Source organism: Nostoc sphaeroides, assembly GCF_003443655.1.
Lineage (GTDB): Bacteria > Cyanobacteriota > Cyanobacteriia > Cyanobacteriales > Nostocaceae > Nostoc > Nostoc sphaeroides.
The window spans coordinates 3,369,454-3,386,949 of the sequence record NZ_CP031941.1 but is presented as its reverse complement, the minus strand read 5'-3'; the positions used below and the strand labels follow the sequence as shown (position 1 = coordinate 3,386,949).

10 protein-coding genes and 2 pseudogenes are annotated in these 17,496 nt (G+C 40.2%); 9 read left to right on the top strand and 3 right to left on the bottom strand.

The features are described from left to right. Positions 1 to 266 precede the first annotated feature (266 nt). The 4 genes from D1367_RS14885 (at position 267) to dxs (ending at position 4,905) form a co-directional block, all read left to right on the top strand. A complete protein-coding gene (locus D1367_RS14885) occupies positions 267 to 1,229 on the top strand; it encodes an aldo/keto reductase (RefSeq protein ID WP_118167130.1) in 963 nt (320 codons plus the stop codon). 349 nt (positions 1,230 to 1,578) lie between these two features. After that, positions 1,579 to 2,025 carry a hypothetical protein gene (locus D1367_RS14880; protein WP_118171461.1) on the top strand — a complete coding sequence of 149 codons (447 nt, stop codon included), beginning with the start codon at positions 1,579 to 1,581 and terminating at the stop codon, positions 2,023 to 2,025. Positions 2,026 to 2,621: 596 nt separating this feature from the next. Next, positions 2,622 to 2,834, top strand: coding sequence for a hypothetical protein (locus D1367_RS30870; RefSeq protein WP_152589984.1), 213 nt, complete (start codon positions 2,622 to 2,624; stop codon positions 2,832 to 2,834). Between the two features lie 163 nt (positions 2,835 to 2,997). Next, positions 2,998 to 4,905, top strand: coding sequence for a 1-deoxy-D-xylulose-5-phosphate synthase (dxs, locus tag D1367_RS14875; RefSeq protein WP_118167129.1), 1,908 nt, complete (start codon positions 2,998 to 3,000; stop codon positions 4,903 to 4,905). A 147-nt stretch (positions 4,906 to 5,052) separates the two neighbouring features. On the opposite strand, the gene D1367_RS14870 is transcribed toward dxs, so the two are convergent. Both D1367_RS14870 and D1367_RS14865 read right to left on the bottom strand, forming a co-directional pair. Further along, a complete protein-coding gene (locus D1367_RS14870; RefSeq protein ID WP_220450956.1) occupies positions 5,053 to 7,551 on the bottom strand; it encodes a bifunctional serine/threonine-protein kinase/ABC transporter substrate-binding protein in 2,499 nt (832 codons plus the stop codon). A 588-nt stretch (positions 7,552 to 8,139) separates the two neighbouring features. Further along, the gene (locus tag D1367_RS14865) at positions 8,140 to 9,330 is read right to left on the bottom strand and encodes an NB-ARC domain-containing protein (RefSeq protein WP_181984843.1); all 1,191 of its coding nucleotides are present in this window, start codon (positions 9,328 to 9,330) and stop codon (positions 8,140 to 8,142) included. A 325-nt stretch (positions 9,331 to 9,655) separates the two neighbouring features. Between D1367_RS14865 and D1367_RS14860 the strand changes: the two genes are divergently transcribed. The 4 genes and pseudogenes from D1367_RS14860 (at position 9,656) to mtnA (ending at position 15,481) form a co-directional block, all read left to right on the top strand. Then, positions 9,656 to 10,030 carry a DUF732 domain-containing protein gene (locus D1367_RS14860; RefSeq protein ID WP_118167126.1) on the top strand — a complete coding sequence of 125 codons (375 nt, stop codon included), beginning with the start codon at positions 9,656 to 9,658 and terminating at the stop codon, positions 10,028 to 10,030. Positions 10,031 to 10,623: 593 nt separating this feature from the next. Further along, positions 10,624 to 10,809 (top strand): annotated as a pseudogene (locus D1367_RS14855) (hypothetical protein); the annotation flags it as partial. A 396-nt stretch (positions 10,810 to 11,205) separates the two neighbouring features. Beyond that, complete coding sequence (locus D1367_RS14850; protein WP_118167125.1) at positions 11,206 to 14,190, top strand: beta strand repeat-containing protein; 2,985 nt, start codon at positions 11,206 to 11,208, stop codon at positions 14,188 to 14,190. 229 nt (positions 14,191 to 14,419) lie between these two features. Beyond that, a complete protein-coding gene (gene mtnA, locus D1367_RS14845; RefSeq protein WP_118167124.1) occupies positions 14,420 to 15,481 on the top strand; it encodes an S-methyl-5-thioribose-1-phosphate isomerase in 1,062 nt (353 codons plus the stop codon). Between the two features lie 103 nt (positions 15,482 to 15,584). Here mtnA and D1367_RS14840 read toward each other — a convergent pair whose 3' ends face one another. Further along, entirely contained in the window at positions 15,585 to 16,697 is a 1,113-nt protein-coding gene (locus D1367_RS14840) for an FG-GAP repeat domain-containing protein (protein ID WP_118167123.1), read from the bottom strand. A 426-nt stretch (positions 16,698 to 17,123) separates the two neighbouring features. On the opposite strand from D1367_RS14840, the pseudogene D1367_RS14835 reads away from it, so the two are divergent. Then, positions 17,124 to 17,294 (top strand): annotated as a pseudogene (locus tag D1367_RS14835) (transposase family protein); the annotation flags it as partial. Between the last annotated feature and the right edge of the window lie 202 nt (positions 17,295 to 17,496).

The window sequence follows — 17,496 nt, the reverse complement described above, 5'->3', positions numbered from 1 at the left end:
GCCGCTTTTGAGTTGCATTTCCCGACTCTGGCTGGAAACGAGGTTTTACAGGAGTTTTACCTTAAGTTGACACCAATGAGCAATGCTGTGCCCTCAATTCTTTATCTCACACATCCCAATTTGCCATCGCTATTTTGGCTTCTTCAGTAATTTCTTGATCGGGTTGAAAATTCTATCTTCAGCAAGATATTCTCAACTTTCCCTTGTTTTTGAAATGGCACACAGCTATATGTACTTAAGTCATAGCTGAAAGACTTGGAGAACAGATGTCAGGAACTACGTCAAATTCAGAAATGCTATACCGAGTTCTCGGCAGTACAAAAGAGAAAGTTTCCGCCATCGGATTGGGTGGTTGGCACATTGCCTTGAAGCATGTTGATGAAAAACTGGGTATCCGAATTGTTAGAACAGCCATTGATCGTGGCATTACCTTTATGGATAACAGTTGGGATTACAACGGTGGAGTCAGCGAGATTCGCATGGGAAAAGCGCTACGCGATGGCTATCGAGACAAAGTGTTCTTGATGACGAAAATCGATGGTCGTTCTAAGAAAGCAGCAGCAAAACAGCTAGACGAATCACTCCAACGTCTGCAAGTTGATTGCATCGATCTCGTTCAGCACCACGAAATGCTTCGGTACGAAGACCCACATCGAGTTTTCGACGAAGAAGGGGCGAATGCTGCTTTGATTGAGGCACGGGAAGCTGGCAAACTCCGATATATTGGTTTCACTGGGCACAAAGACCCCCATATTCACCTGCATACACTGGAAGTTGCAGCCACTAACGGGTTTAAATTTGATACAGCGCAGATGCCGCTCAATGTGATGGATGCCCACTATCGAAGCTTTGCAAAGCTGGTTGTTCCAGAATTGGTTAAACAAAACATCGGCGTTCTGGGAATGAAAAGCTTGGCAAACGGTATTCTTTTACGGTCAAATACTGTAACGCCAATTGAATGTTTACACTATGCTTTGAATCTGCCCACATCGGTTGTAATTACCGGAATTGACAGCATGGAGATTTTAGAGCAAACTTTTGAAGCAGTGCGGACGTTCCAGCCAATGAATGACGAGCAAGTGCGATCGCTCTTAGCTAAAACGGCTTTATCGGCATCACGCGGCGAGTTTGAGCCTTTCAAAACCTCATCAATTTTCGATAGCACTGCCCAAAATCCAGATTGGCTAGGAGACGAACCACAGCGCCTCCAGCAATTGATGTCAGGGTGATGCTTTCTTAAATATGGGTCAGATAGCGATCAAGCCCAAGGGTTTGGACTGAAGAAAAATCAGAACGCAAGCCTCCTAATCGGAAAAAGTCAGTTGCGATGGCGTAACCACCAGATGGAAGCGATCGCAAGTTAATTAACTGAAGTGCGATCGCTCATACCCAAAATTTGTAAATTGTTAAATTCGCTCTTTAATTACCAGCAAAAAAATCTTTACTCAAAATTCAATCTATCAAAATAGTGAATTCATTTCATAACTAATGACGCAAAAACTTCTATCTAGGGATCGATATGGCTGATCAGCTAAATGAAGTAGAAATAGTATACTAAGTCACATGAGATTGGATTCTATGAAATTGAATTATGTTACAAAACAGCTTTCTACAGTAAAACGCTGGATGGCTACAACACTGTTTTGTATGTTAGCGATCGCTTTTGTTTGGCAAGGTGCATTTTTATCGAACACTTCAGCAATGGCTGCTCCTACTGTAACCTTGATCGCATCATCAGACGCAGGCGATAAAGTTCAAGAAAAAACCAGTAAAGATGCTGGACGAGCCAAAAATTTCATCGAAGATACGAAAGATAAAGTTAAGGAAGCTGCCAAGAGCAACGCCAGTAAAGTTGATCAAGCAACAGACAATGGTAGTTTTGCTGAACGCAAAGCCAAGAAAGATGCGGCTACAATTCAAAAAAGAGCAGACGAAGATGCCGCTCGGACTAAAGAAGCAGTAGACAAAACAAAGAATGTTGTTGAGCGCACTGTTGATAATATCAAGGATGCTTTTGGTAAGTAGTAATCCTATTTGATTTCGTTCAAATCTAAAAGCTTAGATTCCCGATTTCTTAGAAAAGTCGGGAATCTTGTTGTTTACGAATAATTTAGGACTTATACCAATTTACGAAAATCCTGATCCATATAGATTTCTCGTAGGGGTAAGGCGCAAAGACCATTGGTGTCAACTTAAGCTAAAATGCATGTCCCACAGGCGTTTTACCCCCCCCCTTAATCCCCCCGATGTATTGGAGGGAAACAGGAAGTTTAGTTCCCTCCCCAATATATCGGGGAGGGTTAGGGTGGGGTGACGCGGTGAGTGATGGGAAGCCAGAGAACTGAATATCATGTCTTGACAAGGGTTTCACGTTAAGTTGACACGTATGGGCATTGCGCCTTGCCACCAAAAGAGCGTATTTGTATCATTATTGCCTCGTTCCCAGTCTCCGACTGGGAATGCCTAATTAGAGGCTCCGCCTCAAGACTAGCGGCAGAACCGCAACGAACAGCATTTCCAGTCGGAGACTGGAAACGAGATTTGAAAAGAGTTTTCACGTTAGGGAACTCCAAAAAATAAATTATTCCACATTAAAGTCGTTGACTGTTGACTGAAAACTCGTGAACCGTCAACGGTCAACAGTGAACAATAGCAATGGAATATTTTTTTACTTGGAAGTCCCTAAAATGGCAAAAGCGAGTGCTCTAGTTAAGGAATTTCCGCAAACTACTTTTAAAATACTTGCTTTTTATACAAATAAATGGCTATTTCTTTCAGTATTATCATTTATTGACAAATGTGGTATGACTTTAATTAATTTCAACCTTGTTTGAACGAATTGTTAACGGTTAACAAATTTTTCACCATTATCAATTACGAAGTTATACTTTCCGCTACAACTTAGTAACAATGTAAGAGTCTGAATTATATGAACAACCCGACCGTGGGAAAATCAAAATACCGAAAATCTGAAGTTAGAGAGGAAAACCCTATAATATGCATCTGAGCGAAATCACCCATCCTAATCAGTTGCACGGTTTATCTGTTCGCCAACTGCAACAGATTGCCCGTCAGATTCGAGATAAGCATCTCCAAACCGTAGCAGTTAATGGTGGACACTTGGGGCCAGGGTTGGGTGTTGTAGAATTAACGCTAGGCCTTTACCAGACACTGGACTTAGATCGGGATAAAGTGATTTGGGATGTAGGACACCAGGCTTATCCCCACAAGCTGCTTACAGGACGTTACGATCGCTTCCACACCCTCAGACAAAAAGACGGAGTTGCAGGTTATCTCAAACTCTGTGAAAACAAGTTTGATCACTTTGGGGCTGGACATGCTTCTACAAGTATTTCAGCAGCATTGGGCATGGCTTTAGCACGAGATTTAAAAGGAGAAAAATTTAAAGCCGTTGCTGTGATTGGAGATGGGGCGCTGACTGGCGGTATGGCTTTAGAAGCCATCAACCATGCCGGACACTTGCCAAAAACTAACCTGTTGGTTGTTCTCAACGACAACGACATGTCTATATCTCGCAACGTCGGCGCAATTCCCCGTTATCTGAACAAAATGCGCCTCAGCCAGCCGGTGCAATTTATTAAAGATAATCTTGAGGAACAATTTAAGCAAATTCCTTTCGTGGGTGAATCCCTGTCTCCCGAACTCGGACGCATCAAAGAAGGCATGAAACGCTTGGCCGTTCCCAAGGTAGGTGCAGTTTTTGAAGAACTCGGCTTTACCTACATTGGGCCAGTCGATGGGCATAATCTCGAAGAATTGATTGCCACCTTCCAACAAGCACATCAAATACCAGGCCCAGTTTTGGTACATGTAGCAACAGTCAAAGGCAAAGGTTATGAAATTGCCGAACTAGATCAAGTTGGCTACCACGCCCAAAGCCCCTTCAATGTAGCAACTGGCAAAGCCATTCCTTCCAGTAAACCTAAACCCCCGGCTTATGCCAAAGTCTTTTCTCATACTCTGGTGAAACTTGCCGAACAAAACCCCAAAATCGTTGGGATTACTGCGGCGATGGCAACGGGGACAGGCTTAGATAAACTTCAAGCCAAACTGCCGAATCAATATATTGATGTCGGCATTGCTGAACAACACGCAATCACCCTAGCAGCAGGACTTGCAACTCAAGGGATGCGCCCCGTAGCCGCCATTTATTCTACCTTTTTGCAACGCGCTTATGACCAAATAATTCACGATGTCTGCATCCAAAACCTGCCAGTATTTTTCTGCTTAGATAGGGCGGGAATTGTCGGATCTGATGGGCCAACCCACCAGGGTATGTATGACATCGCTTATCTGCGTTGCATTCCCAACATAGCAATAATGGCACCCAAGGACGAAGCAGAATTGCAACGCATGGTAGTAACTGGCGTTAACCATACCAGTGGCCCGATCGCTATGCGCTATCCTCGTGGCAATGGCTACGGTGTCCCTCTGATGGAAGAAGGTTGGGAACCTTTGGAAATTGGCAAAGGCGAAATTCTGCGTACAGGCGATGACGTGTTAATCGTCGGCTATGGCACAATGGTTTATCCAGGAATGCAAGCTGCGGAAATTCTCAGCGAACACGGCATTGAAGCAACTGTAATTAATGCCCGTTTTGTTAAGCCTTTGGATACCGAGTTGATTTTACCTTTAGCTAAGAAAATCGGCCGCGTTGTCACCTTAGAAGAAGGCTGTGTCATGGGTGGCTTTGGTAGTGCGATCGCTGAAGCTTTACTAGATGCAGATATTCTCGTTCCTGTCAAGCGATTCGGTGTTCCAGATGTATTAGTAGATCATGCTGAACCCAATGAATCTAAGACAGAACTAGGTTTAACTAGTCATCAAATAGCAGAGAGAGTGTTGCAAGCTTTCTTTAAGCAGCAAGTATCGGCTGTGGTTTAGTAGCGGCTAGTGTTAGTGATGAAATATATATGTTTTTTCACTGACTCAACAAAGCTACAGTGACATAATTAACAAAGCGGAGGCTGTCGCATACATAGTCGAATGCCTCCGCTTTGTATACAAGTTTCTGATAGTGATTAGCGATATTTATTGGCGACATTGTTGCCCTTCAAGCACTTCAAGCAATTTAAATTGTTCGTTGTCATTCTGAATCTTTGGGTCTGGAGTCACTAATAATCGATCCTCGATTTCCTTGCGATCGCCAGTGATCAGATGAAAACTAATGTCTTTATTTTTAAACACATCGCTTTTAATCGGGGATAGACGCATATTTTCAAGTTCTTGGGGAAGAGTTTTTCTTATAACTGCTGTTTGCGAGTTTTCAAAGACAGGAAATAAGACTTGCACTGCTTCATACGATAAAGCGGTTAGTCGATTCACGTCTCCGCCCCATGTTTTATTTGCAACATCGTTAAATTCATCCTTACCACATTTAAAATGCCAGTCTGTTGCAAGTACGAATTTTTCTCCTAATTTAACTTGCTTAGTGATCGCTTGAGACTGAATAAGAGGATTTGAGCCTAGAATTTTTTGTATTGTTTGTACTTTATCTGATTTAAGCACAGCAATAGCATTTTTATAGGCAGTATTCGTATCTGTACTTCCATCAGGAAACAGAACAAGAATATTTGCATCCTTGACTTTCTCTAATTCTTTATCCAAATTAAATTTGCTATCATTTAAGTTAATTTTAAATTCATCGCGGATTGTTACACCTCCTCGTGACTCTAATTCTGACTGAAAACTTTCAAATAGAGCTTGACTATAGTCATCTAGAGTTTGACTGTAGTCATCTTCTTGAAATTTGTAGAAAGCAGCTATTTTTGGTTGTCTTATTTGACCATTGTTTTTCAAAGAGACTACGTACTTAGCCAAGGCTTTTGCTTCATATTCAACAGACGAAGCTGTTCTGAAGAATGCTTCGTGCCTGCATTCTTTTCGCAGTCCACTAACTGAACTGCTTGGGGAAATTACAACTATGTCTTTATCATATTTTTGTAGTGCAGCACAAGTAACAGTGCTAGCATAGTGACCAATCACAGCAAGAATTGATCGACCTTCAAACGTTTCATTCAGTTCTTGTGCAACTAATTCTGCTTGATCCTTAGAGTTGCGATCATTCGCAATCACTACTTCTAGGTTAATTCCTTTTGCGATCGCTTTAGTTTGTGCTTGAGCCACGCCAAATAGAATTTGTTGTCCTTGAGCAAAAAATTCGGATTTTCCTGTAGAATTCACGTTACTTATGGGAGCAACAACAGCAATGGTATCTATCTGTCCTGGGTTTTGCTGCTGTTGTCTTGCTATGGCGTTATTTAAGAAAATCAGAACTTCAGGATCAGTAAGAGCAATACGCGCTTCCTTATTATTCTTATTGTTCTCTGCCTTCTTGCGAAGTTCAGTAAACTTATTTTTAGCATTTTCATAATCTTTGCGTTTAAATGCGTCAATTCCATCTTTCTTTATCTGTTTATAATCATCACTAAGTGGGCGAATATCGTTATAAAGTGACTTATCTCCAGCACTAATTAGCTCTTGAACAGAATTCGATTTTATGGAGGTAGGTGAAGGCGGTGAAGGCGTGGGAGAAAAGGATGATGCAGTAGGGGATGTTATGGGGGGTGTTGGTCTGTATTGATCTATAAATAGTTTAACTAGTGAGCAGAATCCAAAAGCTGCTAAACTCAATATTACAATTAGACCAATTCCAGCTAGAATATCACGTAACGAAAAGGGAACTATGGGGGGTGGAGTTTGTCTCAATTCCCTATTACGGATTTCTTCAATTCTTTGAAGTATCTGTGTTGTTGATTGAGGCCGTTGTTCAGGGTCTTCTTTCATTAAGTCATTAATCAACTTGATGATACCAGAATCAGGAAATACAGTATCTCTATTCCAAGCTTGTAGTTGATCTCTATACTCAAAAGGGTGCTTCTTTGTTAGAAGATAAACAAATGTTCTACCAAGAGCATAAAAATCTGATTTAAAACTAGGCTGACCCTTCTGCACTTCTGTAGGAGTATAATACGAAGATCCTTCTATAGCGCTTCCTGGTTCACTAATGTCAGATTTAGCTATGCCAAAGTCAATTAGTGCCAGTTCTTTACCCCTTCTACCATTTGCTCTCAATATGATATTTGAGGGTTTAATATCTCGATGTATGACACCTTGCTTGTGAATTGAAATCAATATATTAGTTAATTGCTCTAGCCAATTTAAGGCTTCTATCTTAGCTTCTATGAATGATAAGTTAGTGCCGATTTTTCCATTATTTCTTATCCAACTTTCCAGATTTTCTCCATCAATATATTCCATAACTAAACATAGGATTTCCCGACGCTGTGGGTTAATAATCATCATTGGAAAGCTATCTTTACCCTTTGGTACAGCAGGATCGTTCAAATTCAGTAGTAAGTCAATTTCTCGATTAAAATATCTATCAAGAATTCTGTCACGCCTGATTTGAGTTTTCAAAACACTTCGTTCGTTATTATCTACATCAATAACTGTAAATACCTCATAGTTATCTCCAGGAGAAGGCGATCTTAAAGGTTTTAACAATCGGTATCTACCGTTTATTACCAAATCGGTTCCGCAATCTTGACATGAAGAGGCATTTTCTGAATTTAATCGACCATGAACGCCACGACACCAAGGATTTATGCAGTAACTCATAGAATTCAACGCTAAAGTAGGCTTCTTTAAGAAATTATTCTTTAGTTTTGCATAAAAACACACCAAATAAGAAGCAAATTTAGATTTAGGACTCTAAATTTTTCAATAATTCCGGGTCTAAAATCCAACTTCAGTCTGTAATATTCTACTCAATAATAATTTTATATTTACTTTATATATCACTTGTAGCGTTAAGTTTAAACTAGTTGTCAGTGTGATTGATTTTGCAAGCTTCGTAGCGAGCAACTTATAAATTTCAATGATGAAACTAACTGATGTAGGCACTAAAGTGCTTGCTAATAACTTTCTTAAGTTATCATAAGAACCCTTGTATCAATTTAATGTGAAGTTGCATATATCTCGATCCCCCTAAATCCCCCGATAAATTGGGGGACTTTGATAAATGTTTTTTCGGTTCCCCCCTTAATAAGGGGGGCTAGGGGGGATCAAATTCTATGCAGCTTCATAAAAAATTAGTATTAGTAGATTAATAGAGTACTATGTGAGTTGACGCAGAACAAACTTTCTCACCATTGGTTGCAATGTATGAAAAACTTTATTTCCCTCAGAAACTGTAATTATTAGAGAGCGCCGCGTTAAATCTCGCAATACTATTGGAAGTTTTGAACCGTGCATTCCAGTCGGTAAATTTTCATATAGTTCGTCATTAGAAACTGAATCAGATACTTTTGCTAAGTAGCACAAAATATTTTTTTCAAATGGGTCTAAAGCTTCTGTTAGCGATGTGAGAATAGTTTCAATTTCGTCTGGTACAACCATACTTATGTCGTTTCTATTAAGAAACTTTCCTTCATTACCATGAAATTGCTTTTTAATCAAACCAGCTACAAGTTTTAGTGCTAAAGGATTTCCACCATATCTCCCTACTAGCACTTTCCTAGCTTTCTCATCAGATGTGAGATTCTTTGGAGGTTCGTTATCATCGCTGCTCAAAATATCGGCTACGATTTTGCAACCTGCATCAACATCTAATCCTTTAAGCTCATGAGCTTTGACAAAACTTGCTACTGTCTCAAGATTATTAGGTTTTTCACGGGTAGTTAGCAAAATACAACTTTTATGACGTTCCAAGCTTAACTGACGCAAAAAATCACAATAGTATTTGTAGCTGTCTCGGTTACTGTTGCTATCCTCTCCCTTTTGGGATAATTCATGTTCATCCAGAATTATTAATATCCGTTGCCGTTTTAACTCTTCCAAAAACCTTTTTTCTAAATCGCTCGTTATTTGATCGGTATTGGGCGATAGGCGATAGAGCAATTCACTCAATAGCACATCTTTAGGAGTGGTATAAGACAGCTTTTGCCAAATGAATCTGTCAAATTTATTTTCTTTTTCCACCTGTTCTCCCAATTTCACTGCTAATTGAGTTTTACCAATTCCACCGAAACCATAAAGAATAATCAAACGGTAGCGTTCGTCCAGCACCCATTTTTCTAATGTTTTCAGATCCTCATCACGCCCATAGAAGTCAGGTTCAGGTGACGGTGCTGAATTCCAGTCATATTTAGATGGTTGTGATGGTTGCGAGGAATCAGCAATTTCTTCCCAGTTCAAATCATCTAAGAACTTGCAACATTTCTTAAAGTTTTCATCTGTAATAGGACGGTCTGCATACACAAAACGTCTCCAAGTTTTTTCTGATATAGAAAGTTCAGAATCTACCATTTCCAAAGTTTTTATACTTAGAGGCTGCAATTTCTTCTTTTTAAGAGCTTCCCTAATTTTGCGCTTGCCTTCTTCAGATGCCTTTAAGCCCATATATCTTAAATATAAAAGTCTGAGGTTATTACATTATATGACCAAAATTGACTCAGGAAGTATCCGAATAACGTTTAAAAAATAGACCCAAAGTGACCCAGAGTGGGGACTAAAAAGTGACCCAGAGTGGGGGCTTACTGGAAATAGAGTGCAAAGTTACGATGCTTTTGTCGGTGCAAAACCTATCTGGTTTGAAGCTAAATAACCCAAGTCATCTTTTGGAGGCATTACAGTGAAAAATTTTCTAGTTATTCCTTTTGTTGCATGTATTAGCATGGTTTTATCTCTACCAGCTAACGCTCAGTTTCATTCATCATCTGACGATATGTTTCTTCAAGCTGTTAACAACAAGTTAATAGATGATGGCAATCCCCTGTCTATGATTCCAAACAATGATAAAGTTGAACATGGGCTATCGGTTTGTCGTGCATTCAATGCCGGTGTAACAGTGAATGAATTTGCTGAGTACATTATCAAGAGTTTTAAAGACCGCGACATACCCCCACAGGATGCAAAATATATCACACGCTATGCGGCAACTATAGCTGCTGGGGGCGTGGCTTACTATTGCCCGCAATATAGACAGCAGGTTTCGACGACGGATTAGTAAAAGCCTTAGAGCAATTTGTGGTACATCTCAAGCACAGTTTTATTTTGGGAACAGTTGGAAATGTACGTAATCAAGGTGTAAAAATAGAAAGTTATTTTTACCCTAAATACAGTAATCCAATTGGGTTGTGGGAAGAATTTAATTCGCTAAACTTATTTAATACAGCCTACCATTGAATGAGTTTTGACGAAACATAATTCTTCCCAATAAACTAAACATTCATAACTAAATTGAGATAAGCGATGCCATGACTTTTTGAATTACTCAGATCAAGTAGCAATCAGTACTCTAATGTTGTTGGTTTATTGAGTTTTGACTAACTATAACAATCCTGAATCATTCCTGAGAAACAAGAACCCCGACTTCTTTGAGAAGTCGGGGTTCTGTGGCTTGTAATTCTTATAAATAAAATAGAATTGCTATATATAAAAGAAGATTATATCTAAAAATTCAGAATCCATAATTAAGAATTCAGAAGACTTTGATACCCAAGCTTAAAGAACTTAAAACCATGATTGTGCGAGGTGCGCCTGCAATTGGTGTAGCTGCGGGGTATGGAATGTATCTTGGTGCAAGGGAAATAGCAACAAGCGATCGCTGAAGCTTTACTAGATGCAGATATTCTCGTTCCTGTCAAGCGGTTTGGTGTACCAGATGTGTTGGTAGATCATGCTGAACCCAATGAATCTAAAACAGAACTAGGTTTAACTAGTCATCAAATAGCAGAGAGAGTGTTAAAAGCTTTTTTTAAGCAGCAAGTATCTGCTGTTGTTTAGTTAATTCTTTGTAGTAATAAATCGCCCACACTTGTGAACTCAGGTGTGGGCGATTTGCTTACGGAAACGGTACTGCTACTATTGTGCGATCGCAATGTTAATTAGGTAATTTTAGTAAAATATCTAAAATTATCAGGTGCTAAACGATTATTCAAATTAACTTTGGCGGCTTCATTTTCTGTATACTTAATATTGTTAATGATTAGGAATACTATACCATCAATGTAATAGCAATATCAGGATAGTAACAGCTGATCGCTTGATAGTTTTCATGGGTTCAACGAGTAAAGTTGATCCCCTATTCTGTCGTAGTCTTTTTCAAAAATCAAACCGGATTCCGATCGTAAATTTATATCTCCACTATCTTACTTAAATCCCAAAAAGCACAGTAAAACTATGGCTATTCAAGGAACAAACAACAACGATAATTTAGTCGGAACTTCTGGAAATGATACTATTGAAGGCTTAAACGGTAATGATACCCTTTCTGGGCAAGGTGGAAACGATCAATTATTAGGTGGTTATGGAAGTGATACCTTATCTGGTGGTGCCGGAAACGATCAATTTGTCTTAGAGAACTTTCGTGGTTCTGTTGGCGCTCAAAACCTAGACATCGTAACAGATTTTCAGAAGGGAGCAGACAAAATTGATCTGAGAACTCTTGGCATCAGTGACTTCAATACTATCTCACTGCTGACAACTGAGGATACAGATAATAATGCCATAATCAGTACTCGCTATAACTTATATGACGGCGATTATTATTATCGACTCCAAATCAATGGCATTCGCAAAAGTCAATTGCAAGTCACTGATTTTATTTTCAACAGTGCAGTTGTGAATGACACCATTAGTGGAAGTGGTAACAATGATGATTTGTTTGGTGGTTTAGGTAATGATAGCCTGCTAGGTGGTGACGGTGATGATCGTTTGTTTGGGGAACAAGGAGATGACAAGTTATTAGGTGGTTATGGAAGTGATACCTTCTATGGTGGTGCCGGAAACGATCAATTTGTCTTAGAGAACTTTCGTGGTTCTGTTGGCGCTCAAAACCTAGACATCGTAACAGATTTTCAGAAGGGAGCAGACAAAATTGATCTGAGAACTCTTGGCATCAGTGACTTCAATACTATCTCACTTCTGACAACTGAGGATACAGATAATAATGCCATAATTAGCACTCGCTATAACTTCTATAACGGCGATTATTATTATCGACTCCAAATCAATGGCATTCGCAAAAGTCAATTGCAAGTCACTGATTTCATTTTCAACAGTGCAGTTGTGAATGACACCATCAGCGGAAGTGGTAACAATGATGATTTGTTTGGTGGTTTAGGTAATGATAGCCTGCTAGCTGGTGACGGTGATGACCGTTTGTTTGGGGAACAAGGAGATGACAAGTTATTAGGTGGTTATGGAAGTGATACCTTGTATGGAGGTGCAGGAAACGATCAATTTGTCTTAGAGAACTTTCGTGGTTCTGTTGGCGCTCAAAACCTAGACATCGTAACAGATTTTCAGAAGGGAGCAGACAAAATTGATTTGAGAACTCTTGGCATCAGTGACTTCAATACTATCTCACTGCTGACAACTGAGGATACAGATAATAATGCCATAATCAGTACTCGCTATAACTTATATGACGGCGATTATTATTATCGACTCCAAATCAATGGCATTCGCAAAAGTCAATTGCAAGTCACTGATTTTATTTTCAACAGTGCAGTTGTGAATGACACCATTAGTGGAAGTGGTAACAATGATGATTTGTTTGGTGGTTTAGGTAATGATAGCCTGCTAGGTGGTGACGGTGATGATCGTTTGTTTGGGGAACAAGGAGATGACAAGTTATTAGGTGGTTATGGAAGTGATACCTTCTATGGTGGTGCCGGAAACGATCAATTTGTCTTAGAGAACTTTCGTGGTTCTGTTGGCGCTCAAAACCTAGACATCGTAACAGATTTTCAGAAGGGAGCAGACAAAATTGATCTGAGAACTCTTGGCATCAGTGACTTCAATACTATCTCACTTCTGACAACTGAGGATACAGATAATAATGCCATAATTAGCACTCGCTATAACTTCTATAACGGCGATTATTATTATCGACTCCAAATCAATGGCATTCGCAAAAGTCAATTGCAAGTCACTGATTTCATTTTCAACAGTGCAGTTGTGAATGACACCATCAGCGGAAGTGGTAACAATGATGATTTGTTTGGTGGTTTAGGTAATGATAGCCTGCTAGGTGGTGACGGGGATGACCGTTTGTTTGGGGAACAAGGAGATGACAAGTTATTAGGTGGTTATGGAAGTGATACCTTGTATGGTGGTACGGGGAATGATACCTATTCTTTCCTAGCTAATAGTGCTTTGGGAACCGACACAATTATAGAAACCACAACAGGTGGTACTGATACTCTTAACTTTAGCGGTACTACAACTGCCGTCAACGTCAATTTAGGTGTAACCACCTTGCAAACGGTTAATAGCAATCTCCAACTCATTCTCTCTGCCAATAATGTGATCGAAAATGCAACGGGTGGCACAGGTAATGACAGTCTCACCGGTAATACACTAAATAACACTCTGATTGGTGGTAACGGAAATGACCGACTGCAAGGGTTAGCAGGAAACGATACCTATTCTTTCCTAGCTAATAGTGCTTTGGGAACCGACACAATTATAGAAACCACAACAGGTGGTACTGATACTACTAACTTTAGCGGTACTACAGTTGCCGTAAACCTAAATTTAGGTTTAACCACCTTGCAAACGGTTAATAGCAATCTCAAACTAATTCTCTCTGCCAATAACGTTATCGAAAATGCAACGGGTGGCACAGGTAATGACAGTCTTACTGGTAATACACTAAATAATACCCTGATTGGCAGTGGCGGAAATGACCAACTACAAGGGTTAGCAGGAAACGACACCCTTGAGGGAGGTAATGGTAATGATATTCTCACAGGTGGAATCGGTAATGATTTTCTCTGGGGAGGACTGGGCAATGATACTTTGACTGGAGCAGTTGGTAGTGATAAATATGTATTCCAAGGCAATGGTGTATTTAACACAAGCTTAGGTATTGATTACATCACTGAGTTTGAAGCCGGACAAGACCAGATTGTGCTGAGTAAAACCACCTTTAATGCTATTACTAATACTGTGGGACAAGCTTTAACTGACTTTGCAGTTGTTACTAACGATCAATTTGTCAACGCTAGTAATGCACGTATTGTCTTTAGTCAAGGTAGTGACAAGTTATTCTATAACCGAGATGGGAATGTTTTGGGTGCAGGAACAGTGTTTGAGTTTGCCACTTTAGGAAATCCTGATATTACTCTCAGTAGTAGCAATTTCAGTTTAATTGCCTAATACCGCTTCGTCCAATTCCAAATAAAAAATATCCAACTATTTATTGTGAGGTGGTTATCTCGTAAGCAAAGGCGGGCAAGATGCCCACCCCACAAAGTTGGATAATTTTTGTATTGGAAGTCTCTTAACTTCCTTCAGCGATCGCAATAAAATAAATTCTGGCTCCTAATTCCTGAATTCTTTCTTGTTAAAGTAAAAAATATTGCCCATCTATTAACTACCTCTTTCTATGACACCTTCCACAAATCAGGTTTATCCCGTTATTTGGCACAACGACTCGGTGTCATTAATTGACCAAACTCGCTTACCCAACGAATATACATTTGTGGAAATTCACCGCAGTGAAGATATGGCGCGGGCGATTAAAACTATGATTGTCCGAGGTGCGCCTGCAATTGGTGTAGCTGCGGCTTATGGAATGTATCTTGGTGCCAGGGAAATTGCAACAAGCGATCGCACCGAATTTTTGCAACACTTAGATAAAGTAGCCCAGTTGTTGCGTTCTACTCGTCCAACAGCAGTAAATTTATTTTGGGCAATTAGCCGGATGCTGAAAGCCGCCTACGAAACGCTGGGAACAGTAGAAGATATCAAGCAAACCCTTTTCCAAACAGCCCAAGCGATTAATATTGAAGATTTACAAACTTGTCAAGCGATCGGCGACAATGGTTTGGCAGTCTTGCCCACTACCCCAGAAAAGCTAAGGTTACTTACCCACTGCAACGCCGGGGCATTAGCTACTGCTGGTTATGGCACTGCTTTAGGTGTTGTGCGTTCCGCTTGGAGGGAAGGACGTTTAGAACGTTTATTTGCCGACGAAACCCGTCCTCGTTTGCAAGGCGCAAAACTCACCACTTGGGAATGTGTGCAAGAAGGTATTCCAGTGACATTAATTACTGATAATATGGCAGCCCATTGCATGAAACAGGGTTTGATTCATGCTGTAGTTGTGGGTGCCGATCGCATTGCTGCTAATGGTGACACTGCTAATAAAATTGGTACATATAGTGTTGCGATCGCAGCTAAAGCACATAATATCCCCTTCTTTGTGGCTGCGCCCCTTTCTACCGTTGATTTTGAATTAGCCGATGGCAGCAAAATTCCCATTGAAGAACGCGAACCAACAGAAATTTATCAAGTTGGCGATACCATTCTCACACCTGCGGGTGTAGATTTTTACAATCCAGCTTTTGATGTGACTCCGGCTGAGTTGATTACAGCAATTATTACAGAGAATGGAGCGATCGCACCTGATCAATTAGCAAAATCACACCTAAAGCAAGTAGCTTAGGGACTTCCAATAAATTTGGTTGTTATCAAGAGGAATTTAGATGTGTTTGCCCTACCTTTAATCCCCAGAGCAAACGACATCTAATTACCCCTTATAGGCAAATTTAGAAATCAGAAAGTCCAACGTAAGTGCGATTGATGTCTCCTGTTTCGTTCCAAATCAAATCAGTCCGACTATCGCCATTAACGTCACCTGCCAAAACGTCATAATTACTCCATCCTCGTTCGGAACGATCCTGTGCCCCCAGAAATGTAAAAGTTCCATTCCGGTTAGCAAGTCCGACATAAGTGCGATTGATGTCTCCTGTTTCGTTCCAAATCAAATCAGTCCGACCATCGCCATTAACGTCACCTGTCAAAACGTCATAATTGCCCCATCCTCGTTCGGAACGATCCTGTGCCGCCAGAAATGTAAAAGTTCCATTACCGTTAGCAAGCCCGACGTAAGTGCGATTGATGTCTCCTGTTTCGTTCCAAATCAAATCAGTCAGACCATCGCCATTAACATCACCTGCCAAAACGTCATAATTGCCCCATCCTCGTTCGGAACGATCCTGTGCCGCCAGAAATGTAAAAGTTCCATTCCGGTTAGCAAGTCCGACATAAGTGCGATTGATGTCTCCTGTTTCGTTCCAAATCAAATCAGTCCGACCATCGCCATTAACATCACCTGTCAAAACGTCATAATTGCCCCATCCTCGTTCGGAACGATCCTGTGCCGCCAGAAATGTAAAAGTTCCATTCCGGTTAGCAAGTCCGACATAAGTGCGATTGATGTCTCCTGTTTCGTTCCAAATCAAATCAGTCCGACCATCGCCATTAACGTCACCTGCCAAAACATCATAATTGCTCCATCCTCGTTCGGAACGATCCTGTGCCGCCAGAAATGTAAAAGTTCCATTCCGGTTAGCAAGTCCGACGTAAGTGCGATTGATGTCTCCTGTTTCGTTCCAAATCAAATCAGTCCGACCATCGCCATTAACGTCACCTGCCAAAACATCATAATTGCTCCATCCTCGTTCGGAACGATCCTGTGCCGCCAGAAATGTAAAAGTTCCATTCCGGTTAGCAAGTCCGACGTAAGTGCGATTGATGTCTCCTGTTTCGTTCCAAATCAAATCAGTCCGACCATCGCCATTAACGTCACCTGCCAAAACATCATAATTGCTCCATCCTCGTTCGGAACGATCCTGTGCCGCCAGAAATGTAAAAGTCATAGCTTGCCTCGGTTTTTAACTAATTTAGTTATTTACCGTAAAACCGTTGTTGAAGTCAAGATCAACTTTTTCTCCGATTTTTGGTGAAAAAAGCTATTTTATTTTTAGAGCTTTTTCGCAACGTAATTAAAAGTTATGCACTGTAAAAATGAATCATCTTATGTATTAACGTAAATAGGTTATTTCAGGCTTTTACAAACCATCCTTTGTTAATTGCGTAGGCGTAGCCCGCATGGGAAACGCATCTAATTTGTTTTGACAAAATATAACTTATATGAATGGAGAAAAAGGAAAGCATTAGTAGGTTAATATTAATACAATAGATGTATAAACAGAAGATTTGATGGTAAATTCGTTTCTATTAAGAATCAATAAAATGGGATGAAGTGGTATTCTCAATTCATTTGAATGAGACAAAATCTGGAAATGAAGCTACCACCAAAAATCACAATTGCAAATTATTTTAAAGATTTAGAAGACAAGAGAGTTGAGCGCACCAAAAAGCATAAATTAATTGATACAGTTACCATCGCTATTTGTGCAGTGATTTGTGGAGCAGATAGTTGGGTATTGATAGAGGCTTATGGAAAAATCAAACACAGTTAAATCCGAATTAATGGAGAACTTGCGCCGAGTTGTCGATAACTCTAAATCCGAATAACGGAAACTTTATAGGGCAATACGGTTCAGTTAAGGATTTTTGGTACTAATTTTAGACCTGTAGAGACGCGAAATTTCGCGTCTTTACCAAGGTTTTTGGGCTTAACTGAACTGTATTGCTTTATAGGGGATTGCCCCA

Excerpts from the sequence above, each read along its gene's own strand:
- D1367_RS14885 (WP_118167130.1), top strand. The coding sequence starts at position 267 with ATGTCAGGAACTACGTCAAATTCAGAAATGCTATACCGAGTTCTCGGC.
- D1367_RS14880 (WP_118171461.1), top strand. The coding sequence starts at position 1,579 with ATGAAATTGAATTATGTTACAAAACAGCTTTCTACAGTAAAACGCTGG.
- dxs (WP_118167129.1), top strand. The coding sequence starts at position 2,998 with ATGCATCTGAGCGAAATCACCCATCCTAATCAGTTGCACGGTTTATCT.
- D1367_RS14865 (WP_181984843.1), bottom strand. The coding sequence starts at position 9,330 with ATGGTAGATTCTGAACTTTCTATATCAGAAAAAACTTGGAGACGTTTT.
- D1367_RS14850 (WP_118167125.1), top strand. The coding sequence starts at position 11,206 with ATGGCTATTCAAGGAACAAACAACAACGATAATTTAGTCGGAACTTCT.
- mtnA (WP_118167124.1), top strand. The coding sequence starts at position 14,420 with ATGACACCTTCCACAAATCAGGTTTATCCCGTTATTTGGCACAACGAC.
- D1367_RS14840 (WP_118167123.1), bottom strand. The coding sequence starts at position 16,697 with ATGACTTTTACATTTCTGGCGGCACAGGATCGTTCCGAACGAGGATGG.